This is a genomic window from Myxococcus sp. AS-1-15 (assembly GCF_020037055.1).
GTDB lineage: Bacteria > Myxococcota > Myxococcia > Myxococcales > Myxococcaceae > Myxococcus > Myxococcus fulvus.
Genome location: NZ_JAIQDF010000001.1, coordinates 715,113 through 742,021, shown reverse-complemented (window position 1 = coordinate 742,021; position 26,909 = coordinate 715,113). Strand labels below are relative to the sequence as shown.

Below are 26,909 nucleotides of genomic sequence, written 5' to 3'. Positions count from 1 at the left end.
GGGTATGAAATGATTCTTGGTCATGGGTGACACCCAGGTGTCGGGTGGCTGACGTCGGCTCCTTCGGGCAATGGAGGAAGCCGACACTCCAACCCCCTGCCGTTACTGGGGTGATCTCCGGGTTTCTCCGGGATTGAGACACAGAGCGTCGACGCACGGTCCGGCACGCGACTGGCATGTAGCCCAGGTGTCGGGCCGCGCCGGGATGGAGGAGGCCACCGGGGGGAGGTTTCATCCATTCAGACGCAAGGTTCGTAGGGACTCCTTGTGAACCCCGGGCCCGGTCGGCCCGGTCAACACGGCGGGGGTGGGTGATGCTGGAGACGACGGGAACGACCGAGACGTATCGCCCCCGCGTGTTGGCGGTGGACGTGGAGTCAGAGGGCATGGAGCGGCTGTGCTCCATCCTGGCCCCGGCGGGCTATGACGTGCTGCCGGCGGGCGGGGCACAGGCCCATCAGCCCGCGGACCTGGTGCTCCTGGACGTGGAGCGGCCGGGGACGGACGGGCTCGCGGCCTATCGCCGGCTCCAGGCGGAGCTGGGCGGGCCGCCGGTGCCGGTGCTGATGCTGACGCGGCGGGCGGACCGCCAGACGCGGCGTCAGGTGCTGGAGGCCGGGGTGGATGATCTGCTCACCACCGAGCCGCTGGACCCGCTGGAGCTGAAGGTCCGCGTGCACACGCTCCTGGAGCTCAAGGCGCACCGCGAGCGCGGTGGCCAGCGGGCCGAGGAGCTGCTGGACCCGCGCACCCGCTGGGTGGAGATGGAGCGACTGGCGCGCGTGGGCACGCTGGCGGCGGACGTGGCGCAGAACCTGGGCCACATCGGCGAGGGCCTGCAGCGGGCGCTGGGGCACGTGCGCGAGCGCGCGGTGCAGGGCCTGCCGCCGGACGCCGAGGAGCTCAAGAAGCTGGGCGTGGCGGGCGAGCAGATGCGGCTGTACGGCCAGCACCTGCTGTCGCTGGGCCCCACCAACCCCAAGGACATCCAGCGCTTCGACCTGCGGGAGCTGGTCCCCGCGGTGGTGGAGCGCCTGCGGGACAACGGCCGGCTGCTCACCGCCGAGGTGACGGTGGTGCTGCCCGAGGACCCCATCGCGGTGGTGTTCAACCGCCGTCAGCTGGAGCAGGTGCTGGTGGAGCTGCTCGCCAACGCGGCCGAGGCGGTGGAGTGCGTGATGGACCGCCCGCGCCGCATCCACGTGGGCGTGGAGATGCCGGACATGTTCGGCGACTTCGGCCCGCGCCTCTTCGTGAAGGACACGGGCATCGGCATCTTCGAGGACGAGCTGCAGGCCGTCTTCGAGCCCTACTACACGACGAAGCCGCCGGAGAAGGGCGCCGGCCTGGGCCTCACCGTGGCGCGCGCCCTGGTGGAGTCCATGGGCGGCAAGCTCACGGTGCAGAGCCGGGTCAACTTGGGCAGCACCTTCACGGTGGAGCTGCCCGAGCAGACGTCCTCCTGGTAGCCGCGCCTAGAAGCGGTAGGCGATGCCGAAGAGGGCCTCCATGGCGAACTCGCTCTCGTCCCAGTCGGGGATGAGGGCGGGCCCCATGCGCAGGTTGAAGGACACGGCCAGCTTGCTGTCGATGAAGTACTCCAGGCCGCCGCCCACCAGGATGGGGATGACGGGGCCGATGCTCCGGCCGAAGTACACGTGGAAGGGCATGTCCAGGCCCACGTTCACCATCAGCGCGCTGCTGACGGGGATGCCCACCACGAAGGCCACCGGCAGCGCCAGGCCCACGTCCGTGTCGCCGTCATCGAAGTAGAACAGCGGCCCGGGCTGGAAGGTGAGCGCGAAGGAGACGTTGTTCGCCTTCGCCAGCTCCACGCGCAGCCAGCCCTGCAGCTTGATGCCGGGAGAGGTGTGGCGCACCCAGCCCTCACGGCCCCAGTTGAAGCTGAACTTGCCGCCGATATCGACCTTCTCCGACGTGCCGTGGAGCACGCCCAGGGTGAGGCCCGGCCAGCCAATCTGCCCCGAGAAGGCCGTGTTGCCCCGCCCCAGGGTGTCGGCGGCGAGGATGGACCAGCCCTGCCCACGCGCCAGCGCGGTGCCGGGGAGGGCCAGGAGACAAGCGAGGAGGAGTCCAGGGACGAGGCGCTTCACACGATGCCTTTCGGTGAGGGGCCGCGGCGACTGCGCGCGGCCAGGGGTGTGGAGTTGAGGAGTGATTCAGGACTCAGGTGGGTTGGCCCCGCTCACGGGCCAGGGCCACGAAGGCGTCGATGAAGGCGGTCAGCCGGGACTCGGCGCGCGCGCGGGCCTGGGCCAGGGGCTCGCCCGCGGCGGGCGTCTCCTTGCGCTCGAAGTAGTATTTGATTTTGGGCTCGGTGCCGGACGGACGCAGGGTGACGCGGCCGCCGCCCTCCAGCTCCAGCGCGAGCACATTGGACGGAGGCAGGCCGTTGACGCCGCGCTGGTAGTCGAGCACCGCGCGCACCGCCTCGCCACCGATGTGCGAGGGAGGCCGGGCCCGGAACGCGTCCATGATGCCGCGGATGGCCTGCGCGCCGGCAGCGCCCGGCAGCGTGACGTTGCGCTGGGCGCCGACGTAGAGGCCGTGCTTGCGCTGAATCTCCTCCAGGTACCCGAGCACCGTGGTGCCCCGGGCCTCGCACCACGCGGCCAGGTCCGCCATGACGAGCGCCGCGCCGACACCGTCCTTGTCGCGCGTCACGGTGCCGGCGGTGTAGCCGAGCGCCTCCTCGTAGCCGAAGACGAACTGCGTGCCCTCCGCATGCTCGCGCTCCAGGGCGCGGTTGGCGATCCACTTGAAGCCCGTGAGCACCTCGTCATAGGCCGCGTCCAGCGAGCGGGCGATGTCGCCCAGCTGCGTGGAGGAGACGATGGTGGTGACGACATGCGGCCGGGCGCGCTTGGTCCCCTGGGTCAGGAGATAATGCCCCAGCAGCACGCCCACCTCGTTGCCGGTGAGCATCCGCAGGCCGCCCGTGGACTCGCGCGCCATGACGGCCAGCCGGTCCGCGTCCGGGTCATTGGCGAGCACCAAGTCCGCCTTCACGCGCTCGGCGGTGGCGCGCGACAGGTCCATGGCGCCGGGCTCCTCCGGGTTGGGGAAGCGCACCGTGGGGAAGCGCCCGTCCGGCTGCTGCTGCTCGGCCACCGGGGTGAAGCGCGGGAAGCCCGCGTCGCGAAGGGCCCGCTCCGCCCAGACGCCGCCCACGCCGTGCATCGCCGTGTAGACGATGGACAGCGTCGACGAGCCCTTCTTGTGCACGCGCAGGCCCAGGATGGCACGCAGGTACTCATCCCCCATCGAGTCCGGCAGGTCGCGCCACAGGCCCTGCTTGCGCGCGGCGTCCGGCGCGAGCAGCGGCACCCGGTTGGCGGGCTCCACCTTCGCGATGGCCACGGCGATGCCCGTGTCGTGCGGGGGGATGATTTGAGCGCCGTTGCCCCAGTACACCTTGTAACCGTTGTACTCGGGTGGATTGTGGCTGGCCGTCACCATGATGGCGGCCGCGGCGTTGAGGTTCAGGCACGCGTACGCGGTGAGCGGCGTGGGCACGGGCTCGGGGAAGACGTGCGCGGGGATGCCCTCGGCGGCGAGCACGGAGGCGGTGTCCTCGGCCAGCTCCGCGCTCAGCCGGCGCGCGTCCCGTCCCACCACCACGCCCCGGGTGGCGACGTCCGGCACCTGCGCCTTGAGGTAGCGCGCCAAGCCCGCGGTGGTGCGGCGCACCACGGCGCGGTTCATCCGGTTGGGACCGGCGCCCAGCACGCCGCGCAGGCCCGCGGTGCCGAACTCCAGGTCCCCCACGAAGCGGTCCGCCAGCTCCGCCTCGTCATTGGCGGCGAGCAGCCGCGCCAGCTCCTCGGCGGTGGTGGGGTCCGGGTCCGCCAGGCGCCACGCCTCTGCCCGCTCTCTCAATCCGCTGTCGCTCATGGAGCCTCGTTGCCTCGTGTCTCGAAAGAGGGCGCACGCGACGTCGTGCCCGGGCGCCTGTGGGGTTTCAGGAGTAGTCGGTGAGCTTGCGGCGGGTGGCGCGGCCCTTGGGGCCGTCCTTGCCGCCCTGGCACGTGACGCACAGCTCGGCGTAGGGCATGGCCCTGAGGCGACCGAGCGGAATCTCGTCGCCGCACTCCTCGCAGTCCCCGAAGGAGTCCGGCTCGTCGCGCAGCTTGCCCAGCGCCTTGAGCACGCGGGCCAGCACGCCGTCCATGTTCCGGTTCCGGTTGGAGGCGATGGCCTGCATCATCTCGTTGAGGGGCTGCTCGTCCTCGTCGCCGCCGATGCGCGCATCGTCGGTGCGGTTGGGCTCTATCTTCGCCGGCACCTTCTCCGTCAGCTCGGAGTGCAGCGCCAGCAGCAGGGCCTTGAGTTCGTCTCGCTGTTTCGCGTTCATCGAGGGCCCGCCGGTTCAGTACTTCGCGGTGGAGACCTGCCCGTTGACGATGGCCACCGACGCGGACGCGCCCAGTCGGTTGGCGCCCGCGCGCAGCATCTTCAGCGCGTCCTCGGAGGAGCGGATGCCGCCGGAGGCCTTCACGCCGACGCCCTCGCCCACCGTCAGTCGCATCAGCGCCACGTCCTCCACCGTCGCCCCGCCCGAGCCGAAGCCGGTGGAGGTCTTCACGAAGGCGGCGCCCGCGGACTTCGACAGCAGGCAGCCGAAGACCTTCTCCTCGTCCGTGAGCAGCGACGTCTCGAGGATGACCTTCACCGGCACCGGACGGCACGCGTCCACCACCGCGCGGATGTCCTGGAACACGAGCGCGTGCTCGCGCGCCTTGAGCGCGCCGACGTTGAGCACCATGTCGATTTCACGCGCGCCGGCGCGGATGGCCTCGCGCGCCTCGAAGGCCTTGGCCGAGGAGAGGCTGGCGCCCAGAGGGAAGCCCACCACGGCGATGGGCACCGTCCTGGAGCCGGCGAGCACCTTCGCCGCGGTGGCCACCTGCGCGCTGTTCACGCACACCGTGGCGAAGCCGTGCTCACGCGCCTCGCGGGCCACCTTCGCCACGTCCTCGGCGCGGGCCTCGGGCTTGAGCAGCGTGTGGTCGATGTACGGCGCCAGGTCCGCGGCCGAGCGGATGGAGGCCGGGTCCACGGGGGCCGTGGCGGGCGGAGCGAGGTCGACAGGGAACTCGCCGGGCGAGTCCTCCCGGGTGGCCGTCCACTCGGACACGTGGCGGCGGACCTGGTCGGCGAGCTCCTCGACGAACTTGGAGAGGTCCTTGGAGTCGGACATGGCGGCCCCTTAGCCCACTTCGCGGTCCTCGGGAAGCGCTCGGGAGAGTCGTTCGTTTCCCGCGCACACCTGACGTGCCGAGGGTGGGAGCGTGGCGGTAGAGTCCCCTTCGTGATGTCCCGTCTCCGCTGGTTCCGTCTCCTCGCCCTCCTGCTCGCCGCGCTGCCAGGTCTCGCCGCGGGCCTGCCCTCCCCCTTCACCGCGACGTCCGACAAGCCGCTGACGGTCCACTTCCTCGACGTGGGCCAGGGCGACGCGGCCCTCGTCATCTCGCCCACGGGCAAGACGGTGCTCATCGACGGCGGCCCGCCCGAGGCGCGCGAGCGGCTCAACAAGCGCCTGCGCGAGCTGGTGAACGGGCCGCTGGACCTGGTCATCCTCACGCACCCGCACCTGGACCACCTGGGTGGGCTCGCGCAGACCTTGCGCACGATTGGGGCCCGGCGGTTCATGGACCCCGGCTTCGACCACCCCAGCGAGGCGTACCGCGACCTGCTGGAGGTCGTCGGGGACACGGTGGGCCAGGTGATGAACCCGGAGCCGGGCCCCTCGTCCCCCAACGGGCTGCTCACCATCGGCCTGGGCGAGGGCGTCTCGCTCACCGTGCTCTGGCCTCGCGCGCCGAAGGAGCCCTTCCTCGTCGGGACGCGTTCGGATGCGAACTCCAACTCCATCGTCGCGAAGCTGACGTATGGGAAGACGGCGTTCCTGCTCGTCGGCGACGCGGAGCCGGACACGGAGGGGATGCTGCTCAAGAAGGGGCTGGACCTGAGCACCACCGTGCTGAAGGTGGCGCACCACGGAGGCCGTCACTCCTCCACCGCCGCGTTCCTCGCCGCCGCGAAGCCCCAGGCCGCCGTCATCTCCTGCGGGGCGAAGAACGACTATGGCCACCCAGCATCGGAGACGCTGGAGCGCCTGGGCGCGGTGGGCGCGCACGTGCTGCGCACGGACCGGGACGGCGAGGTGGTGGCGGCCAGCGACGGCAACACCGTCACGCTGCGCACCCACGGAGGCGACGGCGCCATGGTGGTGGTGTCCGGCGGCCAGGGGCTCGCTCCCTCCGTCCCCGTCCTGGTGCCGCCCCCGGCGCCCGAGACGAAACGTCCGGGGGCCGGTGCGCGACAATCCCGCGACGACACAGGTGGAGCCTCGCCCCGAGGCGGCTCCGAGGGCCAGGAGCGCTACATCGGCCTCAAGGGCAGCAAGGTATTCCACCGCGAGACGTGCTCCACCCTGAAGCGTTCCAAGTCGGAGCGCACCGTGTACCCGAACCGCGAAGCCGCCCTGCGCGAGCGTCGCCCCTCCGAGGATTGCCATCCATGAGTTCGCGCCTACTCGCCCTGCTGGGCACCCTGCTCGTCCTGGGGGCCTGCAAGGAGCCCGCGCCGGACCCCGCCGCCCGAGCCCCGGAGGCCCGGCGCTACTTCGGCGCGGCCCCGGACGGGAAGCTGCGCGTCTACTTCTTCGACGTGGGCCAGGGGGACGCGGCGCTCATCGTGGCGCCCAACGGCACCACGGTGCTGGTGGACTCGGGTCCTGAGAGCGCCTCCCGGCACCTGGTGAACCGCCTGCCGGAGCTGCTCACCAAGCCCCTGGACCTGGTGGTCCTCACGCATCCCCACGTGGACCACCACGGCGCGCTGGACGCGGTGCTGCGCCGGGTGGGGGCCCGCCAGTTGATGGAGCCGCAGCTGCCCACCGCGCCGCCGGACTACGACGCGCTGCTCACGAAGCTCGGTGAGCGCCGGGTGCAGGTCGTCTCCCCCGCGCCGCCCACGTCCACGCCCAACGCGCCCCAGCGCATCAACCTGGGGGACGGCGTGTCGCTGACCATCCTGTGGCCGCGCGCGCCCAGCGAGCCGCTGCTGGACGCGCCCTCGGCCGCGCTGGAGGTCAACTCCATCGTCATGCGCCTGTCGTACGGCGAGACGTCGGTGCTGTTCACCGGTGACGCGCTCGCGCAGACGGAGGAGTATCTGCTCGCGCGCGAGGTGCCAGTGCAGTCCACGCTGCTCAAGGTGGGGGCGCACGGGCTCGACACCGCCACCACGGCGGCGTTCCTCACGCGCGTGGGGGCTCGCGCCGCCGTCATCTCCGTGGGCGCGGGCAATGCGTTCAAGGCGCCGGCGCCCGCGACGTTGGAGCGCCTCAAGGCCGCGCACCTGGAGGTGTTCCGCACCGACGAGCACGGCGAGGTGCAGGTGGTCAGCGACGGCAAGTCGTTGGTCATCTCTCCGCAGCGGCTCAAGCAGGGCACGCCCAGCGACATGCGCTACACGCTGGTGGGCCAGGGCCCCACGCCGCTCCCGGACTTCTGGGCCGGCAAGCCCCTGTTCGAGAAGAAGCCCGTCGTCGAAGCGGCGCCCGTCGAGCCGGTGAAGGCGACCGAGGCTCCAGCGGCTCCGCCCAAGGAGGAGCGCAACAACAAGAAGTACAAGGGGCCGTACCACGCGAGCCGCAAGCGCGACAAATTCCACATCCCCGACTGCGACGGCGCGCGGAAGATCCACGCCGAGAACCTCATCATCTACAAGACGCGCGAGGAGGCCATTCGTGAGCGGCGGCCCGCGCAGGACTGCAACCCGTGAAGAAGAAACCCACCCAGTCGCGGGCCACCCTGGACCGCATCGAAGATGAGGTCGCAGTGCTCATCGTGGACGGGCAAGAGGTGACCAGGCCCCTCGCCTCGCTCCCCGAGGGCGCGCGTGAAGGCGACGTCATCCACCTGGAGACAATGACGGTGGACCCGGAGGCCACCGAGGCGCTGCGCGAGGAGGTGCGCGCGGCGCGCGAGCGGGCGAAGAAGGGCAAGACGCCGCCACCGGGCGACTTCGACCTCTGAGCGGGGCGTGGCGCGCCTCAGCGCCCGCGGCGCGCTGGGCCTCGGCATCACCGAGGTCCACCCTCCAGCGAGCGCCTGAGCCTCGCACGCGGGGCGACGCGAGGCTCGCAGGTGGACTCCCCCGCGCCGCCGCCGAGCACCCCTCTCCAGGGTCGCTTTGGAGGGCGACGGGCCCGGCGGAGACCTCAGGTGACGGCTTCGTGCCGCTCGGTGACCCCCTGGTACTGATAGGCGCCGCCGTCATACGGAGTGACGGCGTCGTCGGCCTTCTTGGTGCAAGCCGCGGCGGTGGGGTCGAAGGCCTGGTACTGCCCCTTGTCGTCCTTGAACTCCACCCACGCATGGTCGCCCTGGGCCGTCTTGCCGAAGACGACGCGCGCATCCACGCCGGCCTTCTCGAAGCGCTGCTCGGCCTCGATGGCCATGTCCACGCAGACCCCGGACTTGCTCGCGTCGAAGTTGCTGGCGTTCTTCATGGCGGCGTCCCACGTCTTGCCACCCGAGTAGTCGTACTTCCAGGACGTGGCCTCCTTCGCGATGTCCTGGGCCACCGCGTCCGCGCTCTTGCCCGAGGATGGACGCTTCGCGTCCTGAGCCTGCACGGGAGCCGGAGCCGGCGCGGGCTGGGGCGGCCTGGCCTTGGCCGGCTCGAAGCTGTCGCGGCTCCAGTTCTGCTGGAAGCTCCGCGACTCGGTGGGCTTCGGGCACGAGCCCTTCCCACCGTCGCCCTTCAGCAGGGACTCCTTCGTCAGGCCCAGCTTCTTCAGCAGCGCGGCGAACTCCTGGGGTTGCTTCGCGGAGTCCACCGTCTTCACCGCCGAGCCATCCGGGTTGACGACCTTCACCACGACACTTTGCGGAGCCTGAGCGGCCTCGGGCAGGCGCTTCGCACAGGAGGGGGAGGTCGGACGCGACAGGGAGGAGATCGCCATGGGACAGGGCCTCTCGGAGCCAAGGGGATGCCCGTCCCCTAAGCACCGCGTGTGCCAGTCCCCGTGCGACCTGGTATGGGCGCCAAGCTCCCGTACTTCCTGGGCCCATGGACAGGCCTTCGGTCCGTGGAGGCCCGCGTTGCTGGTGACAGCCGTTGGCGGGGTGATGTCCGGAGGCATCACCCCGCGCGCTCGTCACCGGCCTTGGCCAGGAGTGCGCGCACCCAAGGGGCGAGGACGCCCGTGCTCCCGTTCGACGACTGCGGCTCGAAGCCCGTGGCCTCCTCCGACACGAGGAGGCCACCCAGGCCGAGCCGGACGCGCTACCGACCGGAGAGGACCAGCGGAATCTCCAGCTCGATGTCCTCGCCGGAGAAGCTGGAGAACGTCATGCGCCGGGCGCGCTCACGGATGCACGAGCCCACCGCGTTCGCGTTGGCGTTGAGCTCCTTGCGGTCGAACTTCGCCTCCTTCACCGCGCCGGACGTGCCCACCGTGGCGGTGAGCGTCGCCTTGCCGCCCTTGTAGGACGGGTTGCGCTTGAGCTCCTGCTCCACGCAGTCGCGGAACGAGGTCTGCGCCTGCTCCACAACGCGCTCCACCTCTTCGTCCGACGGCCCACCGACGTCCTCCGAGTCCGCCGCCGCGACCTCCGCCCCCTCGCGAACCTCCGGGGCGACGTCCTTCTTCTCCGCGTCGTTGTAGACGGCCTGCACCTGCTCCTGCGTCGGAGCCGCAGCCGCTCCTTCCGCGCCCGGCGTGGGCTCGGCGGCCTTCGGCTCCGCCGCCTTGGGCTCGGTGGGGACCGGCGCGGCCTGAGGCGGCGCCTTCGGAATCGGAGCGACCGGAGGCGGCGTGTTGCCCAGGAGCTTGTCGCGCAGCGCGCCCACACCCGCGCCGGTGAAGACGGACTGCTCCACCGCCTGCCCCTGCGCATCCACCGTGGTGACCTTCAGCGGCATCACCCCGAGCGCCTCCGACAACACGTAGGCGACGACCAGCGGCAGCAGGAGCACCAGCAGCACGACGGCGACGTACTTCATCGGCGAGTTGCGCCGCGTCACCCCTGCCTTCTTGGCCACCTGGCGCGTGTTCTCGCGAGGATCACGCTTCGCGGGCGCCTGGGTCTCCTCACCGCCTTCCTCGCCCTGCGAGTCGTCGTACGGATTGCCGCCCTGCGCCTCGTCCTGCTCTCCACCCTTCTCGGGCAGATCCAGGTCGGAGAACAGCTCGTTGAGCGGCGCGGCGGTCGCGGCTGGCGCGGCGCCCTTGCGACCCACGGGCTGCGGCTGGTTCCGGGGGTCCGGCTCGCCGAAGTACGTCGTGTCCGGATCCTCCTCCGGCACCCACTGGCGCGCCGACTGAGGCTCCTCCGGCTCGGGCTGCTGGAAGGCCTGCGGCTCCGGCTCCTGAGGGAACTGGGGCTCCGGCTCGGAGAAGACCGGATGCTGCGGCTCCGGCTCGCGGCGAGCGGGCGCGGGCTTCGCGGCGGCGCGCGCGGGCGGCTCCGCCACGGGAGGCGGCGGGGGCGGCGGAGGAGGCTCCGGCGCGGGCGGGGGAACGAACAGACCGGCGAGCTCCGGCACGTCCGCGCCGCGCTTCCAGTCCGCCATGCCCTGCTGCCAGAAGAAGCTCCGGCCGCTGATGGTGCCCGTGGCGATGAGCTCGCGCAGGGCACCCTCGTCCAGCGGGCCCTCCTGCTTGTTCTTCACCATCACGAACCAGGGCGAGCCCGTGGCGCGCAAGGGCGCGGCCCTGGTGGGCTCATCGTCCCAGGGCGTCTGGAGCGCCGCGGGCGGCGCCTTGGCCACCGGTGGCGCGGAGGCCACCGGCGCGGGGACGCTGACGGACGGGTCGGCCAGGGAGCGCTCTTGCGCCCTGAGCCGCTCCACGTCCGCGAGCGACACCACGCGGGTGCTCTCTTCTTCGGCGGGTCCTTCGACGGTGATGACGTTCTGGCAGTTCTTGCAACGGACCTTGACCGTCTTGCCGCGGACTTTTTCGTCCGCAATGGAGTACCGCTTCTGGCAATTGTCGCAGGTGAAGTTCAAGGGGAGCGTCCGGCTCGCGGGGGGAAAACGAGGTCCCGGATGCTACCGCTAGAAATCTCCCGCGCAAACCAATCGGTTGACTCCGCCGTGCGGCCCAACTATGGAGCCCGCCTCTGCCCCTGTCTTCTCTCGCCTTATTCAGAAGGTGGCGAATGCCGGCGAAGGACCTCGGTTCAAAGTTCGTTTGCTTCAAGTGTCAGACGAAGTTCTACGACATGAAGAAGCCTGACCCGCTGTGCCCGAAGTGCGGCGCGGACCAACGGGAAAGCCCCGCACTGAAGCCTCAGCCCGAGGGACGCCGTGGCCGCCTGGCCGCCGCTCCCAAGGTCATCGAGCCCGAGCCCGAGGAGCCAGCAGCCGCGAGCGAGGAAGAGGAGGAGGATCTCGACTCGTTCGACGACGACGAGAGCGCGGCCGCCGAGCCCGACGACGACGACACCTGATTCAGGGGTGTGCGGGCTTCCTGGCGAGCGCCAGGAGGCCTGCGAGCCTCGGACGTCCTCACGAGGCGGCTTGTGTCCACCCGGTGCGCCCTTCGCGGGGCGCGTGCCGGGCCTGCTTCACGACCGACGTGCTTCCGCTCAGGTCCCCGATGCCAGCGCCAGCTCCGTGAGCGCGCGGCGGATCTGCTCGTAGAGGCCGGGTCCCATCTCCTGCATCCCCACCGGCCGCGGCTCCTTGCGGGGCGCTTCCAGGGTCTGCATCGGGCTCGTCAGTGTGGTGCGCTTCTTGGGCTGCATCGTCATGCCCCCCTCTCGTGTTGAAACCCAGCAGCAGCGTAGCAATTTTCCCGTCGCAGCGGAAATGAAATCCGGACGCACACGCCGCACCTCCTAGTACGTGCTGGGGCGAAAACCTTCCGCCCTTTCGCCAAGAAAGTTGGAAACGGCCGGCGCGGGCTACTGCTGGAGGTCCGTGACGGCCCAGTCCTGCTCCACCTGGACGCGCTCGCCCGCGCGGACATTCACGGTCTTCTCGGCCTGGGGCAGCCGCTCGTGCCAGAAGACGAGGGTGTGGGCGCCCTCGGGGACCTCCAGCCGGAAGCGGCCGTCCGGGGAGGTGGTGGCGAAGTACGGGTGGTCGAACGTCCGCACCACGGCCCGCATCCACGGGTGGATGTCGCAGCGGATGGGGACGACGCCGGGCTCCTCGGGCAGCGGCTTGCGCGTGCTCATCCCCTCCAGGGGCATGGCCACGTTGAAGAAGGAGCGCTTGGTGCTGGAGGACGCGCGCACGTTGTGGACGAGCGGATCCGAGTTGCGCAGGGTGAGCTGGCCGCCAGCGCGCGCGGCGAGGACGGGTGGCTCATAGATGCACTTCTTCTGGTCCAGCACGGGCTCGGCGGGCGGCTGGGCCGGTGCGGGCAAAGCGCTCGCCGACTTCAGGGACACCACCGTGTAGGCCAGCGCTCCCTCGCTCCCCACGACGAGGGAGCGGTCCTCCGTCTGCTCGCCGCACACGGACACCACGGTGCCGCTGGTGGGCGACGAGGTGGGAGGCGGCGGGGTGCCGGTGAGCCGGACGCGCCCCTCGATGACGCCCCACTTCACGTCGGCCGCGGGGCGCGCGGGCGCGGGGGCCTGCGCCTGAGGGGCCGCGGGCACGGACGGGGGCGGCGAGGAGGACTCGCGGCAGGCGAAGGCGAGCGCGAACAGGGGCAGCGAGCGGAGAAAGATGGCGCGGAGCACGTGTTCCCGTCTAACGGGTGCGTGAAGCTCTTTCAAATGGTGGATGGCGCCCCGAGCGCCCGGGGGATGACTCTGGGTCGATTTGGGCGTTGGACCCCCATCATCCTTGTTGGTACAAGAGCGCGCGGCCGTACACGGTGCGGCTCTGTGGGAGGCAGCAACTTTGCGGGAGAAATTGAAGGCGCTGGCGGAGCTTCAGAATGTGGACCTGGAGGTCGCATCGCTCCGGAAGGCCGCGGACATCCACCCCCGTCAGATTGCCGAGTTGGAGCGGGAGCTGGGGGTGGCTCGCAGCGCCATCGAGGCCGAGCGCGCACGGGTCGCCGACATGGAGCGGCAGAAGACCCAGGTCGAGCAGAACATCACGGACGAGAAGGACAAGGTGAAGAAGTGGGAGGCGCGCCTGGCAGAACAGCGCTCCACCCGCGAGTACTCCGCCCTGGCCCGTGAAATCGACATCGCCAAGAAGGCCAATCTGACGATGGCCGAGGAGCAGGTGGAGCTGACGAAGCAGCTCGGCCAGGCTCGCGAGGCGCTCAAGGGCAAGGAGGCGGAGTTCGCTACGAAGCAGCAGGGCCTGTCCGCGAGGATGGGTGAGCTGCGCGGCAAGCTGGGCGAGTCCGAGGCGCAGGTGAAGGCGCTCGAGGGCCGCCGCGCGGGTGTCGCGGAGGGCGTCGACTCGACGCTGCTGCGGCGCTACGAGGTGGTGCGCAAGAAGAAGCTGCCCGCGCTGGTCGGCGTGGTGGCCGGCACCTGCCAGGGCTGCAACATGAACGTGCCCCCGCAGCTCTACAACCAGCTGCGCACCTCGCTCGGCACGGACATCTGCCCGTCCTGCAACCGCATCATCTACGCGGTGGAAGCGCTCCAGGAAACGCCCGCGGCGGCGAAGTAGGCCGCACGGATGCCCGCGCCGTCGCTGGTCGACATCCTCCGCCACATCGCGCGCGAGGAGCCGCTCTCGTCGACGGTGCGCGCCTTCCGCGGCCTCACGCGGGAGCACCTGGGTCAGCTCCTCGACGAGGCCGCCACCCGCCTGGACCCGTCCCCGCCGCTCGGGGACGAGGTGGCGCGGGCGCCCGCCGAGGCGCTGTCCCCTCCCCCACCCTCCGAGCCCTTGCCCCGCGTGCGCGTCTATTCGGACGGCGCCGCCAGGGGCAACCCGGGGCCCGCGGGCGCGGGGGCGGTGGTGACGGACGCCGAGGGACACGTGGTCGCCCGGCTGGGCCGATTCCTCGGCACGCAGACGAACAACCACGCCGAGTACATGGGGCTGCTGCTGGGCCTGAAGCACGCGAAGGCGCTGGGCGCGCGCGAGGTGGACGTCTACGCGGACAGCGAGCTGCTCATCCGGCAGTTGGGCGGGCAGTACCAGGTGAAGAGCGCCACGCTGCGGCCGCTGTTCGACGAGGCCAAGAAGCTCCTGTCGGGCTTCACCCGCGTGAAGCTGCACCACATCCCGCGCGCGAAGAACGCGGACGCGGACGCCATGAGCAACCGGGCCATCGACGAGCGGATGTAGACTCTTCGGATGGCGCTCGAGCTACGGGCCTCCCACGGCCACTCGCTTCGGCTGGACATCGTCGGCTACCAGTTCCCGGATGGAACCGTCGACAGCCTGAACTGGCTGCTCATCCGCTTCACCGTCCAGGTGCCAGGACAGGAGCCCTGGACCAAGGTGGACCCCAGTCTGGAGACAGGGGAACTGCTCTCACTGGCGCGCTGGTTCGAGAACATGGGCACCGTCGACATGCGGGGCCCTCGGCCCGCCTATCACTTCCTCGAGCCCAACCTCTCCTTCTCCCTCGTGCCGGTGAAGGGCGGGAAGCGGCGGCTGCGCGTCCACTTCGATGCCGAGTCACGGCCGCCCTGGGCGCCCCCACGTGGCCAGGGCGCGCACAGCACGGCCTGGGTCGAGTTCCCCCTCGAGGAGGTGGACCCGAAGGCCATGGCACGGTGGGCCCACGAGGAGCACGCCCGCTTCCCTGCCCGGGAGCCCCCCTGGGATTGAGCCTCGCGGCCCGGAGTGGACCGCCCTCCCGGGCCTGTTGTAAGGGGCAGGAGTCGGAGTGGTCCAGATGAACGCCGGCCACTGCAATCCTGGGTGGCGGGAGGAAAGTCCGGGCTCCAGAGGGCAGGGTGCTGGCTAACGGCCAGTCGAGGCGACTCGCAGGAAAGTGCCACAGAAAACAGACCGCCCGCTCCGCGAGGGGCGGGTAAGGGTGAAACGGTGCGGTAAGAGCGCACCGCGTCCGGGGTGACTCGGACGGCTCGGTAAACCCCACCTGGAGCAAGAGCCAATAGGAGCGCGTCCCCGCTGTCCGGGGGACAGGGGTTGCCCGCCCCATGCGTTCGGGTTGCTCGCTGATGAGGCCCCTGGGCAACCAGGGCCCTAGATGAATGTTCATCGCCCGTCCCGAAAGGGGCGGGAACAGAACCCGGCTTACGGCCCACTCCGACGCTTTTCCCTCACCGCGCCACGGGCACCTGCGCGACCAGCAGGCGGTTCTTCCCGTCGTTGCGCACCGCGTCCGGGTTGGTCAGCGTCAGGCGCGTGTCCGTGCGGGGGTCCCACAGCCCCAGCCAGATGTTGAGCGCCTTCGGGTTGGCGTCCGCGGGGAGGTAGATGGAGAACTCGTCCTTCACCGTCTCGCCCGGCTTCCACTGGGACGTGGGCAGCATGCCGTTGGCCGGCTTGTGGTCCAGGTTCATCCGCTCCATGCGGCCGCCCGCGTCCTCGACGTGGACGAAGATGAGGTAGTCCTCATCGATGGCCTGGAGCACCTTGAAGTAGAGGGTGACCTGGGCGCGCTCGCCGGGCGTCAGCCGCCCGGGTTGCACGGTGGCCGCCACCAGCTCCACCTTGCCTCCCAGGTTCGCGCCGTTGCGCACGGAGAGCGCCGGAACCTGCGTCACCGTGGCGGCCTTGCGCTGCTCGGCGCTGGCGCCACCGGGAGCCTCGACGATGCAGGCGCTGGCCAGCAGGAGAACCGACGGGAGCACGACAGTGGGGAGCTTGAGGCGCATGGCCCGCTGTTTCTACTCGGCCGGGGGCGCTGCATCCACCGGCGTGTTGGTGTATGCGGAGCCGCGCACATGAAGACCCCCAATGCCCTCGACGCCCTGACCGCGCAGGTGCCGCCCGCCCCCTCCCCCGCCCCCACCCCGGGCGGGGAAACCACCCAGCCCGGGACGGGCGTGCCCCCCTCGGACGGCCTCACCACGGGCGACGTGGTGGGCATCAGCGGGGCGGCCCTCTTCGCCCTGCTGATGGTGCTGGCGGCCCGCAAGCTCTTCTTCAAGAAGCGCGCGCCCGAGCCGGGCAAGAAGCCCGGCGTCCCCGTCCCGGAGAAGCCCGCGCTTCCCGCCGAGCGGCCGGAGCTGCGCGTCGAGCTGCCCCCCTCGGAGAAGGAGGCCGCCCGGCTGCGCGAGGTGGACGAGGCCCACGCCCGCGCCCAGGAGCTGGCCCGCCAGCGCGAGGAGCTGAGCCGCGCGGCCCGGACCACCACGGACGCCGGCGAGCGCGCCCGCCTGGAGGAGCAGGCCCGCGCCCTCAAGGAGCGAGAGGAGGAGGAGAAGCGCGTCGAGTACCGCGCGAAGAAGTCCGCCGACGACGAGGCCCGCGAGCGGCGCAAGCGTGAGCAGGCCGAGGCCCAGCGACTCCTGGAGGAGGAGCGGGCCCGCGAGGCCGCCGCCGTCGAGGAGGCCCGCCGCGCCGAGGAGGCCGCCGCCCGCGCCAAGGTGGACGCGGAGGCCGGCCGCACGCTGGCCCAGGGCCTGGACAAGACCAAGAGCCAGGGCTTCATGGCCCGCCTCAACGGGCTGTTCGGCTCGCAGCGCCAGGTGGACGAGTCCGTGCTGGCGGAGCTGGAGGAGATTCTCTTCACCGCGGACATCGGCGTGCGCACCGCGAGCACGCTGGTGGACGTGGCGCGCGAGAAGCTCAAGCGCAGCGAGCTGAAGGACTCCGAGCGCATCAAGGACCTCATCCGCACGGAGGTGGCGCGCATCGTCGACCTGCCGGTGCCGCGCTCGCTGGAGGGCGGCGGTCCGCCTCACGTCGTCATGGTGGTGGGCGTCAACGGCGCGGGGAAGACGACGACCATCGGCAAGCTGGCCGCGAAGCTCACCGGCGAGGGCAAGAAGGTGGTGCTGGCCGCGGGCGACACGTTCCGCGCGGCGGCCACCGAGCAGCTCGACGTGTGGGCCGAGCGCGCCAAGGCGCAGCTGGTGAAGGGCGCCGAGGGCGGAGACCCGGGCTCGGTCATCTTCGACGCCATCAAGAAGGCCCAGGCCGAGGGCGCCGACGTCGTCATCGCCGACACGGCGGGCCGGCTCCACACCAAGGCGCCGCTCATGGAGGAGCTCAAGAAGGTCAAGCGCGTGATGGACAAGGCCATGCCCGGCACGCCGCACGAGGTGCTGCTGGTGCTCGACTCCACCAACGGCCAGAACGCCATCCAGCAGGCCAAGCAGTTCCACGAGGCCGTGGGCGTCACAGCCATCGCCCTGACGAAGCTCGACGGCACCGCCAAGGGCGGCGTCATCATCGGCATCTGCGACGAGCTGAAGCTGCCCGTGGTCTGGGTGGGCGTGGGCGAGAAGGTCGCCGACCTGCGCCGCTTCGAGCCGCGCGAGTTCGTCCAGGCGCTCTTCGACTGAAGCGCCCTGCCCTCACTGTCCCAACAGTGAGGGCAGCAGTTGCTCAAGCAGCTCCTTGGCCTGGGCGTCCAGCGCATCCGCGTCCAGGCCGCTGCCCGCCCCCAGCGTGTCCATCACCGAGTCCAGGTTGGGCAGGCCCAGGTCATCGTCACCGCGGGCCTCCTGCCACCATCGCACGCGCAGCCGCTCGAGCGCCTTGCCGTTGCCGGGGCTCGCCTTGGCGAGCTCCTTGGTGAAGCACTCCTTGCACGTCCACTTGAAGCGGTACGTGTCCACGTAGGAGCGCAGGCCCTGGAAGAAGGCCGCGTCGCCCACCAGCTTGCGCGACGCGTGGTGCAGCAGCGGTGCCTTGCCGTACACCAGCGCGCCGTACTCCATCTCCCCATCGAACGCGCCCGTGGGCCGGTCCGCCCGCGCGTCCTCGCCGCCCGACATCCGGTACATGTGGTACGGCGCCACCAGCGCTTCCTTGCGCATCGACTCGGCGGCCTTCTTGCCGTGCTTCCACTCGATGTAGAGCAGCGCCGCGTACTGCGCCAGGGACTCGTCCACCACGGGCGCGTTGATGGGGTCCGAGCCCACCAGCCCCGCGAAGTACTGGTGCGCCACCTCGTGCGCGACGGTGAACTCCAGCGTGCGCTCCAGCGTCTCGCCCATCTGCGCCATCGGTGCCCCCGCGCCCAACGGGCCCAGCGCCTCCATCACTTCCTTCAGTTGCTCCAGATCCACGTGGCCCGCCACCATCTCGAGCGGGTCCACCACGCCGCGGTACAGCGACGTCGCCACGGTGATGAGGCCGGGGAACTCCATCCCGCCCGCCCCTCCGGACAACGGCGCCTCCACCACCCGGAAGTGCGTGTACGGCAAGGGCCCCAGGCGCTTCTCGAACTCCGCCAGCGCGGACGTGGCGTACTTGAGCACGCGCTCGCCCACGTCCTGGTTGCGCGCGGCGTAGTGGCTCTCCACCGTGACGCCGTTCACCGTGGCCGTGGACACCGCGTAGCCCTTCGACACGAGGATGGGGAAGTCGCGCACCGCGCCCGCGGCGAAGGCGTAGCGCACCCGGCCGTCACGCTCCGGCACCTCGCCCATGGCCGCGCCGGTGGCGTGCACCACCCAGCCCGACGGCACGGTGATGGACGCGAGCACATGCGCCGGCGCGTACAGCGCCAGATCTCCAATGCCCTGCGGCCCCGCCCACGGCTGCCCCTTGTCGTCCAGCGGCGGCACCTGGGGCACCACACCCACCAGGCTGACGAAGTCCTCCGTGATGGAGAAGGCGCCATGGTCTCCAGGGCCCTTCTTCCCGCCACCGGCGCCGGCCAGCAGCCCGCCCCCGCCCTTCTCCCCCCGAGGCACCACCGCGCGCACGGCGACGTCCAGCACCACCGCCATGCCCACGGGCATGGGCTCCGCGAGGCGGTGGCGATACAGCGTGGGCTCCGGCTGCTCCAGGACGATGGGCGCGGTGTTCATCCGCGCGTCGGACAACACCACCCGCTTGCCACCCAGGGCGTTGGGCGTCAGCCGCAGGTAGAGTTCCTTGATGGGCTGCTCACGCGCCAGCACCTCCACCTGCACCCGCCCGGTGGCTTCGCGCGTCTCGGGGTTCACGTCGAGTTGCACCCGGTAGCGCGGCAGTTCCTCCAGGGGGCCCAGCGCCTTCGCGGCGCGCTCGCGCTCGGCGGGCTTGAGGTGCTGGAGGCTCAGCGCCACCTCCGGAGGGATGTCCGCCCGGGCCGGCTGTCCGAGGAGCAGGCACCACGACAGCAGGCTGAGCAGGGCTGGGCGCATGAAGCGCATGCTAATTGACCCGGGCCACCACGGCTCGTCTAGCCTTGCGGGACATGCACTCTCGAACGCTCCTGCTGGCCGCCACCCTGGGGTGGATGGCGTGCGCGCGCAACGTCCCCGCGCCCACCGCCGCCCCGACGACTCCCCGCTCCGTCCGCCTGGTCGTGGACACGCCGCCCCAGGAGACGGAGACCCTGGACAAGGTGCGCGAGGACGTGGAGGTGGACACGGACGAGGGCGAGCGCACGCCCCGCGTCGTCACCTTCGGCGAGACGCCCGTGCTCCAGCGCGACGGCATGCGCGCGCGGCTATACGGGGACGCGAAGGGCACGCTCGGCATCAGCGTGGACAACTTCCTGCTGTTCGAGGTGACCGACGCCAAGGGACAGGTGAAGCGCCGCGCCGTCGTGGGCTTCACCGAGAGCGTCCACCTGGGCAACGAGCAGGTGGACAACGTGGGGCGCCGCGCCTTCACCTTCGAGCCGGGAGAGGTGGACCTCACGGAGTTCCTGCCGGAGTCCGAGCCCTTCAAGGTGCGCACCACCGTGCTGGACACCTGGGGCGTGGGACGCGTGTCGGACGTGTACCTGGTCCTCTCCGCGCCCGAGCCCCGCGCCGTCGAGGACGACCTGCGCGGGGAGTGAGACGGAACCTCCGGGGCCGCGCCACCCATCCGAGGGGACCCGGCCTTTCGGGAGGCTAGAAGCGCAGCCCGCCCACGGGCGCCAGCTTCTGCGCGCCACCGTTGCCGCGCACCGGGCGGATGCCGCCCCCCAGCACGATGTCGCAGGGGCCGTTGTTGCAGGCCGTCCCGAGGTTGGGGGGCTTGATGCCCGGCTCCTTCGTCGCCATCACCGCGCCCACGGTGCCCGCGGCCACGACGGCGCCCACGCCGGCCCAGACGTACCAACGGCCGTACCAGGGCTTGCTGGAGCCCTCCAGCTCGGCGTCCGGCGACTTCTCGTTGAAGGCCAGGGCCGGGTTGTAGTCATCCCCCTGCGACGTGGAGGACGGGTCCAGCACGGGGTTGGCGGGCACGTCCTCGCGCGGCGTGTTGCTCGCCACCGCGGTGTCCACCAGGGGCCGCATCTTGCCCACCAGCTCGTAGTTGGTGCCGGCCAGCACGTTGATGCGCTGGATGTCGGGGCGGAAGCCCTCCGCGCGGAACTCGATTTCGCGCGAGCCGGGCTTGAGCAGGATGTCGCTCAGAGGCACCGTGCCCACCTCGACGTCGTCCACCAGGACCTTGGTGCCGGCCACATCGGAGATGGCCCGCGCGAAGCCCATGGTGGCCACCAGCGCGACCTTCACGTCCTGCGTCGAGCCCTCCTTGACGGTGAACCGGCGCGAGTAGTCCTCGTAGCCGGCCTTGCGCACCACGAGCAGGTGGTCGCCGGGCGCCACGGGCACCGTCATGGGCGTGGCCGACAGCGCGCCCGCGTCGCGGCCATCCAGCGTCAGCCGCGCGCCCCGGACACCCCCGGCGATGACGACGGCGAGCTCCGTCTTCACCGGCGCCAGGGGCGCCAGCAGGCTGTCATCCGGTGGCGGGAGGTTCTTCTTCTTCGAGCCCTTCGCGGTGGCGGCGGGCCTGGCGGCCTTCGGCGGCTTCTTCGCCGTCGCCTTCTCCGCCTTCTTCTTCTTCACCACCTTCGGCTTGGCCGGCTTCTTCGTCGCCGACTTCGACGGCGTGAGTGGAGCGAGCAGGTCGTCGGCCTGAGCGAGCGCGGAGGACGGTGCCGCCAGGACGGCCACCAGCGAAAAGAGGACGAGGCGTCGAATGCTCATGACGGTCCGAAGGTTAGAGAGTCGTCCAAGGGGAATCAAACGAAGTCCCGCTCGCACGTCCATTCAGCCAATATCCGCGCCCCATGCACCGCGCCCTGCCATCGCTGGCCCTCGGCTTCAGTGTCCTCTGCCTCACGGCGTGCCCCGCCAAGGCGCCTCCCACCCTGGAGACGCGCTCCCCACCTCCACCGCCCATCCGTGTGCCGCCCGGCTGTGAGAGCAGCCAGGCGGGCGAGTACCGCCACGAGGAGAACCCCGCGTTCCGCTACCGGGGCGAGGAGGACGCGGGCACGCTGACGCTGGCCGTGGTGCGCGCGCTCGCGGACACGGATGCGGGCACCCCGGGCGCCGACTCGAGCGGGGCGACCATCGTCCTGCAGCGCACACCGGGCGGCTTCGTCGGGGAGACGCGCGCCACGGGCTTCACGGGCTCGGGCGCTCCCTGCCCCGTCGTGTTCCCCACGGAGCTGGTGGCATGCGACGACGCGGGCCTCACGCTGCGCGCGGTGGCCAGCACGTCCATCGACGAGGGCTGCCAGCCCTCCCGCACCGGACCTCCGCCGGTGCGCCTCAAGCAGGTGCTGCTGCGGGAGACGCCGGACGCGGGTCCCTGAAGGTCCCCGGCGCCCGGCTTCGCGTCACGCCCCGGAAGACCTCCCGGGGCGCGCACGGCTTGACCTCAGGCGGCGCGGCGCGCCTGCTCCTCGGCCGCGTTGACGGCGGGAGCGGCGTCGCTGAGCTTCACGCGGCCCGCGAACCCCTGCATCAGGCTGGAGACGCCCACGTACAGGAAGCCCGCCTGGAACAGGATGATGAAGGGCAGCGACGTGTAGATGCGCGCGTCGATGGCGAACCACAGCGCCCCGGTGAAGTACGCCGCGAAGAGCAGCTCCACCACCGGCATCAGCGTCTTGCTGCCGCGGTACGCCTTCTTCACCGCGACGACCTTCTTGCCCTCGGCGCCCGTCTTCGGCGTGCGGGCGAAGCCCGACTGCTGGTTGAGCAGCGCCTCCGCCACGGCCTTGGCGTTGTTGATGGCCAGGCCGATGCCCAGGCTCATCAGGAACGGCAGGTACTTCACCCGCTCCCAGCCCTTCACGCCCCGCTCGCGCTGCGCGGCCACGTAGAAGAAGCACACGCTCGCCGTGGCGGACACGAAGAAGGGCAGGTCCAGGAACAGCGTGCCGTACAGGCCGTGCTGGAAGCGCACCACCATGCTGATGGGCATCAGCACCGACAGCAGCACCATCAACAGATAAGCCATGTTGTTGGTGAGGTGGAAGAACGCCTCGCGCTTGACCACCAGCGGCAGGTCGCTCTTGAGGATGGTGGGCAGGAGCTTCTTCGCCGTCTGGATGGAGCCCTTGGCCCAGCGGTGCTGCTGGCTCTTGAAGGCGTTCATGTCCACCGGCACCTCGGCCGGGGAGATGACCTCCGGGAGGAACACGAACTGCCAGCCCTTGAGCTGGGCGCGGTAGCTCAGGTCCAGGTCCTCGGTCAGCGTGTCGTGCTGCCAGCCGCCCGCGTCCGCGATGGTGCCCCGGCGCCAGATGCCGGCGGTGCCGTTGAAGTTGAAGAAGCAGCCGGAGCGGTTGCGCGCCGTGTGCTCGATGATGAAGTGGCCGTCCAGGAAGATGCTCTGGGCCTGCGTGAGGATGGAGAACTCACGGTTGAGGTGGCCCCAGCGCACCTGCACCATGCCCACCTTCGCGTCGGAGAAGAACGGCACCGTGCGCAGCAGGAAGTCGGGGCTCGGCACGAAGTCGGCGTCGAACACGGCGACGAACTCGCCGCGCGCGGACTTCAGGCCGTTCTCCAGCGCGCCCGCCTTGAAGCCCTCGCGGTTGACGCGGTGGATGTAGACGATGTCATGGCCCTTCTGGCGGTGACGCTCCACGCACGCCCGGGCGATGCCACACGTCTCGTCCGTCGAGTCGTCGAGGACCTGGATCTCCAGGAGGTCGCGCGGGTAGTCGATGCGGCACACCGACTCCACCAGGCGCTCCACCACGTACATCTCGTTGAAGATGGGCAGCTGGATGGTGACGCGAGGCAGCTCCTTCAAGGAGCCCTTGGGCGTCGGCAGCTTGAACTTGTGCCGGTAGTACAGGAACGCCATCCGGTACCTGTGCGAGCCGTAGACCGCCAGCACGCACAGGACGCTGAAATAGACGCCCAGGAAGATGATCTCGACGGTGGTCATCGGTGACGCTCAGCCCCTCCCGCACGGCCCCCGTGGCCCGCGGTCCTTCCATACGCGGCGGCTCCGGAATCCCGTCCTCACGCCGACCGCCGCCTCCTGGGTCCGCTGAGCCCCCGCCCCGTATGTGCCCGAAAAGACAAGGGTTTGACCTTCCGGGACTGATCGCGCCGGACAATAGGGAGGCGTCAAGGACGTGTCAAATTATTCCCCGAATTTGAACGTTCTGTTCAGGTCCATCGTGACCCACCGCGTCGGAGCGGGTCACGAGGGCCTGGAGGAACGCCCTGGGGAGCCGGGCAGGCGGCCTGGGGCTGTCGGGGCGTCGCTTCAGCTGACGGCGCGGCGGGGCTCGTCGACGACGGGAGCGGGGGTGACTTCGGGCGCGTCCAGGATACCCGCCTCGTCGCGCGTCGCGAGCGCCAGGATGCGCTCGACGAGCTCCGGGAAGTCCAGGCCCGCGTGGCCGGCAATCTTGGACAGGAGGCTGGTGGGGGTGAAGCCGGGCAGCGTGTTGACCTCCAGCACCACGTCGTTGTCGGTGTCCGAGCACAGCAGGTCCACCCGCGCGTAGCCCCGGCAGCCCAGGGCGCGGTACGCGGCGAGCGCCAGCGCCTCCACGTTGGCCACCCGCGTGGCGGACAGCCGGGGCGGCAGGAAGTAGCGGGCGCCCCCCTTGTACTTGGCCTCGAAGTCGAAGCCCTCGCGCGGCGTGGCCACCTCGCAGCTGCCCAGCACCGCGTCACCGAGGATGCCCACCGTCACCTCGCGCCCGGACACGAAGCGCTCCACCAGCGCCTCGCCCCCGAAGCGGCACGCCTGCGCCACCGCCTGGGCGAGCTCCTGGGGCTCGCGCACCACGCCCAGGCCCACCGAGGAGCCGCCACAGGCGGGCTTCACCACGCAGGGGAAGCCCAAATCACCATGCAGCTCCGGGGCGCGCGCAGCGTCGTCGCGGCCCACGCGGTACCCCTGGGGCGTGGGGAGGTTGTGCAGCCGGAAGAGCTTCTTGGCGAAGGGCTTGTTCATCGCCAGCGCGGACGCCAGGACGCCCGAGCCCGTGTACGGCAGCTCCAGCAGCTCCAGCAGGCCCTGCACGCGGCCGTCCTCGCCCATGCGCCCGTGCAGCGCGATGAAGGCCACGTCCAGCTCGGCGGCCCGCAGCGCGCGGTCCAGGCCCGGCCCCGCGAATATCCGGGTGACGTGGTGGCCGCGGGACTCGAGCGCCGCCACCACGGCCTCCCCGCTCTTGAGCGAAATCTCCCGCTCCTCACCCCACCCGCCCATCAGCACTCCGACGCGCTTGCCCATGTCGATGAAACCCTCCGTGGGTTCACGACAGAGCACGGCGGATGCCAACCCCACCCCGAGGGGTGGGACACAGGCGGCCAGGCCACGCTTCCCGAGTGGAGACGCGGGGTTGCGAGGACCAGGGGGCGGCCAGGCGGGCGTGTCCGCGGGGACGCGGCGCGGCAGCCCGGCCACGGGGCGCCAGGAGCTGTAGGAACTACCGCCCCTCGCGCCCGCGACTACAAGCCGCCGTCACCGGTTCCCGCGTCCACGGGGCCGGGGCCCGGGACAGGGCCGGCGTCACCACCCGCGTCCGGGGTGCCTGAGTCGGTGCCGGCATCCGTGGTGCCCGCGTCGGTGCCACCATCGGAGGGCCGAGGGGTGTCGTCCGCGGTGCAACTGCCGTCCTTGCAGACGTAGTTCTCCAGGCACTGGTTGCGGTCATCGCAGGGCTGACCCTCCTCGTCGAAGTCGACCAGGAGGCTGCACGCGGACAGGCCCAGGGAGAGGGCCGCCATGGGGATGAGCAAACGAAGGGGACGTCGCATGGCTAGTAATTCCGGAGATCGTCTTCGTCGATGGACGGCCGCTTCTTCTTCTCTTCTTCCTCGCGCTTGCGCTTCTCCTCTTCGTCGCGCTTGCGCTTGGCCTCCGCATCGGCCTCCTCCTGCTTGCGGCGTTCCTCCAGCTCACGGCGCTGGCGCTCGACCTCCTCGCGGCGCTTCTTGAGCTCCTCCTCGCGCTGGGCGGCGTCCTCGTCGCGCGAGCGCTTCGTGTCGCGCGCGGGGGGCGGCGCCGGAGCCGGCTCGGTGGCCTGGGGCGCGGGCGTCGTCTTGGCCGGCGCGGGCGTCGTCGTCTTCGACGGGGGCGGAGGCATGGGGAGCGGCTCGCTCACGGGCCGGGTGCCCTTGGGCGGAGGCGGCATGTCCAGGGACTCGCTCTTGGAGGGCGCGGCCTTGGACGGCGGAGGCGTGGCCCGCGAACGGGAGGGCGTGGCCGCGGCCTTGGAGGAGGAGGAGGACGAAGAGCTGCTTCCACCGCCGGCGAAGGCGAAGTAGCTGCCCAGACCCGCGGAGACCAGACCCGTCACCAGGCCGATGTCGGCCACCAGTGCGTACGTCTTGCCCGTGTCCTTGAAGTCCTTGGCGCGGGGGCTCGTCTGGGGCGCGCGGCGGAAGTCATCCTCCTTCGAGGAGGCCTCCATGCCGAAGTAGATGCCGCCCGCCAACAGCGCGACACCCGTGGCCATCAGCACGTAGCCCATCGTCTTGCGGTTGCTGCTGCCGCCGCTCGAGAAGTGCGTCACCGGCTTGTTGCCCGCGAGCCTCGCCGTGTCCGCGCCCACCAGCGAGGACAGGAACGTGTCGGAGCCCGTCGCCATGGCCTCGCCCACGGGCACCGAGCCCACGGCGTAGCCCAGGTTGTGGCCGTCCGTGACGTCCAGCCGCAGGCCCGTCACCTGCACGGGCGCCGTGCCCGTGCCGCCCTGGACCAGCAGCGCCAGCACCTGGGACACACCGGCCAGCGCGCCCAGCTCGCGCAGGGCCATGTCCCGCTCGACACCGTCGGGCTTGCGCACGACGCGCTCGGTGATGGCCTGCAGCGCGCGCTGCGAAGCCGAGGGCCGCAGCGTGAGCGACGTCTCCCCTTCGCGGGCGCGGCGCTGCTCGAGCTCGTAGCCCGGCGCCATCACCGTCACGAAGTGGTCCGCCGCCGTCAGGCCCTGGAGCGACACGGGCGACACGCCCCGGAACTGGCCGTCCACGTACACCTGCGCGGGCACGGGCTCGGTGCGCACCGTCAGCGCGACGGTGGAGCCGGCGAGCGCCGCCTTGCGCTCCTTGTCCACGAAGGCCATCTCGTCGGGCGGGAAGAAGTTGGACGAGAACTGCGCCCGCGGGTCCACCGCGAGCACCGCGCGAATCTCCAGCTGCGCGGCGGCGTTCTCGCCGTTGGCCACCTGCGAGGCAGCCTTCATCACCCGGGCGCGGACGAAGTCGCCGAAGCCGCGCGACAGGTCTCCCGCCTCGAACGCCTTGGCGGCCACGTCGAAGCGCTCGAGCGCCTTCTGCGTGTCCAGTTCGTCGTACGCCGCCTGGCCGTCCTTCATGGCCTGGGTGCCCTCGGCGGCCTTCGCCTCGCGCTCGGCCCTGCCCTGCGCGTCCAGCGCCTCCGACAGGCGCACCAGCTCCAGCCGGCCCGAGCGCGCCACGGACTGCTCGGCCCAGTACGCCAGCCGCGCCGCCTCCGTGCGCGCCGTGGCATCGAGCGGGATGGCCACCACCGTCACCGAGGACGGAGAGGCGGAGGGGACTGCTCGGGGCGTCAGCCTGAGGGGGAGGCTCGACTGCGCGGCGGCGGGGCCCACTGCCAGCATGCCCACCAACCACCCGCTGAGGGCCGCGTGCATCGCGCGATTGCTCGAAGGTCGCATCACT

General features: G+C 71.0%; 26 protein-coding genes and 1 other RNA gene. 12 read left to right on the top strand and 15 right to left on the bottom strand.

Annotated features, from left to right (window positions below; translation table 11 throughout):
• Nucleotides 1-314: 314 nt before the first annotated feature.
• Nucleotides 315-1,469, top strand: a complete 1,155-nt coding sequence (locus tag K8625_RS03070; protein WP_141328122.1) for a sensor histidine kinase — start codon at nt 315-317, stop codon at nt 1,467-1,469.
• 6 nt (nt 1,470-1,475) lie between these two features.
• Here the strand turns inward: K8625_RS03070 and K8625_RS03065 are convergent, their stop codons facing one another.
• The 4 genes from K8625_RS03065 to deoC all read right to left on the bottom strand — a co-directional run bounded on the left by K8625_RS03065 (nt 1,476) and on the right by deoC (nt 5,221).
• On the bottom strand, nt 1,476-2,114 hold the full coding sequence (locus tag K8625_RS03065) for a hypothetical protein (RefSeq protein WP_223748177.1): 639 nt from the start codon (nt 2,112-2,114) through the stop codon (nt 1,476-1,478).
• Between the two features lie 73 nt (nt 2,115-2,187).
• Nucleotides 2,188-3,915 (bottom strand): phospho-sugar mutase, encoded by a 1,728-nt coding sequence (locus K8625_RS03060; protein WP_223781780.1) that lies wholly within the window; start codon nt 3,913-3,915, stop codon nt 2,188-2,190.
• A gap of 67 nt (nt 3,916-3,982) precedes the next feature.
• A complete protein-coding gene (locus K8625_RS03055; RefSeq protein WP_046715601.1) occupies nt 3,983-4,375 on the bottom strand; it encodes a TraR/DksA family transcriptional regulator in 393 nt (130 codons plus the stop codon).
• A gap of 15 nt (nt 4,376-4,390) precedes the next feature.
• Nucleotides 4,391-5,221, bottom strand: coding sequence for a deoxyribose-phosphate aldolase (deoC, locus tag K8625_RS03050; RefSeq protein ID WP_223781779.1), 831 nt, complete (start codon nt 5,219-5,221; stop codon nt 4,391-4,393).
• A gap of 114 nt (nt 5,222-5,335) precedes the next feature.
• Between deoC and K8625_RS03045 the strand changes: the two genes are divergently transcribed.
• The 3 genes from K8625_RS03045 to K8625_RS03035 are packed head-to-tail and all read left to right on the top strand — an operon-like array spanning nt 5,336 to nt 8,066.
• Nucleotides 5,336-6,547 (top strand): ComEC/Rec2 family competence protein, encoded by a 1,212-nt coding sequence (locus tag K8625_RS03045; RefSeq protein WP_223748290.1) that lies wholly within the window; start codon nt 5,336-5,338, stop codon nt 6,545-6,547.
• Complete coding sequence (locus K8625_RS03040) at nt 6,544-7,812, top strand: ComEC/Rec2 family competence protein (RefSeq protein ID WP_223781778.1); 1,269 nt, start codon at nt 6,544-6,546, stop codon at nt 7,810-7,812. The genes K8625_RS03045 and K8625_RS03040 overlap by 4 nt, the downstream gene beginning before the upstream one ends.
• Nucleotides 7,809-8,066 carry a DUF3006 domain-containing protein gene (locus K8625_RS03035; protein WP_223748173.1) on the top strand — a complete coding sequence of 86 codons (258 nt, stop codon included), beginning with the start codon at nt 7,809-7,811 and terminating at the stop codon, nt 8,064-8,066. The genes K8625_RS03040 and K8625_RS03035 overlap by 4 nt, the downstream gene beginning before the upstream one ends.
• A 185-nt stretch (nt 8,067-8,251) precedes the next feature.
• Here K8625_RS03035 and K8625_RS03030 read toward each other — a convergent pair whose 3' ends face one another.
• Together K8625_RS03030 and K8625_RS03025 are read right to left on the bottom strand one after the other, a co-directional pair.
• Nucleotides 8,252-8,998, bottom strand: coding sequence for a transglutaminase-like domain-containing protein (locus tag K8625_RS03030; RefSeq protein WP_223781777.1), 747 nt, complete (start codon nt 8,996-8,998; stop codon nt 8,252-8,254).
• Between the two features lie 323 nt (nt 8,999-9,321).
• Complete coding sequence (locus K8625_RS03025; RefSeq protein ID WP_223748171.1) at nt 9,322-11,049, bottom strand: AgmX/PglI C-terminal domain-containing protein; 1,728 nt, start codon at nt 11,047-11,049, stop codon at nt 9,322-9,324.
• A gap of 152 nt (nt 11,050-11,201) precedes the next feature.
• Between K8625_RS03025 and K8625_RS03020 the strand changes: the two genes are divergently transcribed.
• On the top strand, nt 11,202-11,492 hold the full coding sequence (locus K8625_RS03020; RefSeq protein WP_141333389.1) for an FYDLN acid domain-containing protein: 291 nt from the start codon (nt 11,202-11,204) through the stop codon (nt 11,490-11,492).
• Nucleotides 11,493-11,630: 138 nt separating this feature from the next.
• On the opposite strand, the gene K8625_RS03015 is transcribed toward K8625_RS03020, so the two are convergent.
• Together K8625_RS03015 and K8625_RS03010 are read right to left on the bottom strand one after the other, a co-directional pair.
• Nucleotides 11,631-11,795, bottom strand: coding sequence for a hypothetical protein (locus K8625_RS03015; protein ID WP_170300416.1), 165 nt, complete (start codon nt 11,793-11,795; stop codon nt 11,631-11,633).
• A 153-nt stretch (nt 11,796-11,948) separates the two neighbouring features.
• Nucleotides 11,949-12,737, bottom strand: coding sequence for a hypothetical protein (locus K8625_RS03010; protein ID WP_223748170.1), 789 nt, complete (start codon nt 12,735-12,737; stop codon nt 11,949-11,951).
• A 163-nt stretch (nt 12,738-12,900) separates the two neighbouring features.
• Here K8625_RS03010 and K8625_RS03005 point away from each other — a divergent pair, with 163 nt between their 5' ends.
• The 4 genes from K8625_RS03005 to rnpB all read left to right on the top strand — a co-directional run bounded on the left by K8625_RS03005 (nt 12,901) and on the right by rnpB (nt 15,198).
• Complete coding sequence (locus K8625_RS03005) at nt 12,901-13,632, top strand: zinc ribbon domain-containing protein (protein WP_223748169.1); 732 nt, start codon at nt 12,901-12,903, stop codon at nt 13,630-13,632.
• A gap of 9 nt (nt 13,633-13,641) precedes the next feature.
• A complete protein-coding gene (locus K8625_RS03000) occupies nt 13,642-14,259 on the top strand; it encodes a ribonuclease HI family protein (RefSeq protein ID WP_223748168.1) in 618 nt (205 codons plus the stop codon).
• Between the two features lie 9 nt (nt 14,260-14,268).
• On the top strand, nt 14,269-14,748 hold the full coding sequence (locus K8625_RS02995; RefSeq protein ID WP_223748167.1) for a hypothetical protein: 480 nt from the start codon (nt 14,269-14,271) through the stop codon (nt 14,746-14,748).
• 55 nt (nt 14,749-14,803) lie between these two features.
• An RNA gene (gene rnpB / locus K8625_RS02990) (RNase P RNA component class A) lies at nt 14,804-15,198 on the top strand.
• An 8-nt stretch (nt 15,199-15,206) separates the two neighbouring features.
• Here the strand turns inward: rnpB and K8625_RS02985 are convergent.
• On the bottom strand, nt 15,207-15,764 hold the full coding sequence (locus K8625_RS02985; RefSeq protein ID WP_046715611.1) for a hypothetical protein: 558 nt from the start codon (nt 15,762-15,764) through the stop codon (nt 15,207-15,209).
• 69 nt (nt 15,765-15,833) lie between these two features.
• On the opposite strand from K8625_RS02985, the gene ftsY reads away from it, so the two are divergent.
• Nucleotides 15,834-17,399, top strand: coding sequence for a signal recognition particle-docking protein FtsY (ftsY, locus tag K8625_RS02980; protein ID WP_223781776.1), 1,566 nt, complete (start codon nt 15,834-15,836; stop codon nt 17,397-17,399).
• A 12-nt stretch (nt 17,400-17,411) separates the two neighbouring features.
• On the opposite strand, the gene K8625_RS02975 is transcribed toward ftsY, so the two are convergent.
• Entirely contained in the window at nt 17,412-19,193 is a 1,782-nt protein-coding gene (locus K8625_RS02975; RefSeq protein ID WP_223781775.1) for a M1 family aminopeptidase, read from the bottom strand.
• A 53-nt stretch (nt 19,194-19,246) separates the two neighbouring features.
• Here K8625_RS02975 and K8625_RS02970 point away from each other — a divergent pair, with 53 nt between their 5' ends.
• The gene (locus K8625_RS02970; protein WP_141323768.1) at nt 19,247-19,837 is read left to right on the top strand and encodes a hypothetical protein; all 591 of its coding nucleotides are present in this window, start codon (nt 19,247-19,249) and stop codon (nt 19,835-19,837) included.
• A gap of 55 nt (nt 19,838-19,892) precedes the next feature.
• On the opposite strand, the gene K8625_RS02965 is transcribed toward K8625_RS02970, so the two are convergent.
• Nucleotides 19,893-20,981, bottom strand: a complete 1,089-nt coding sequence (locus K8625_RS02965; protein WP_223781774.1) for a PEGA domain-containing protein — start codon at nt 20,979-20,981, stop codon at nt 19,893-19,895.
• Between the two features lie 83 nt (nt 20,982-21,064).
• Between K8625_RS02965 and K8625_RS02960 the strand changes: the two genes are divergently transcribed.
• A complete protein-coding gene (locus K8625_RS02960; protein WP_223748162.1) occupies nt 21,065-21,595 on the top strand; it encodes a hypothetical protein in 531 nt (176 codons plus the stop codon).
• Nucleotides 21,596-21,660: 65 nt separating this feature from the next.
• Here K8625_RS02960 and K8625_RS02955 read toward each other — a convergent pair whose 3' ends face one another.
• The 4 genes from K8625_RS02955 to K8625_RS02940 all read right to left on the bottom strand — a co-directional run bounded on the left by K8625_RS02955 (nt 21,661) and on the right by K8625_RS02940 (nt 26,881).
• Complete coding sequence (locus K8625_RS02955) at nt 21,661-23,184, bottom strand: cellulose synthase family protein (protein ID WP_223748161.1); 1,524 nt, start codon at nt 23,182-23,184, stop codon at nt 21,661-21,663.
• 327 nt (nt 23,185-23,511) lie between these two features.
• Complete coding sequence (locus tag K8625_RS02950) at nt 23,512-24,492, bottom strand: D-alanine--D-alanine ligase (protein WP_223781773.1); 981 nt, start codon at nt 24,490-24,492, stop codon at nt 23,512-23,514.
• A gap of 218 nt (nt 24,493-24,710) precedes the next feature.
• Nucleotides 24,711-25,019 (bottom strand): hypothetical protein, encoded by a 309-nt coding sequence (locus K8625_RS02945; protein WP_223748159.1) that lies wholly within the window; start codon nt 25,017-25,019, stop codon nt 24,711-24,713.
• A 2-nt stretch (nt 25,020-25,021) separates the two neighbouring features.
• Nucleotides 25,022-26,881, bottom strand: a complete 1,860-nt coding sequence (locus K8625_RS02940; RefSeq protein ID WP_370641870.1) for a PEGA domain-containing protein — start codon at nt 26,879-26,881, stop codon at nt 25,022-25,024.
• Between the last annotated feature and the right edge of the window lie 28 nt (nt 26,882-26,909).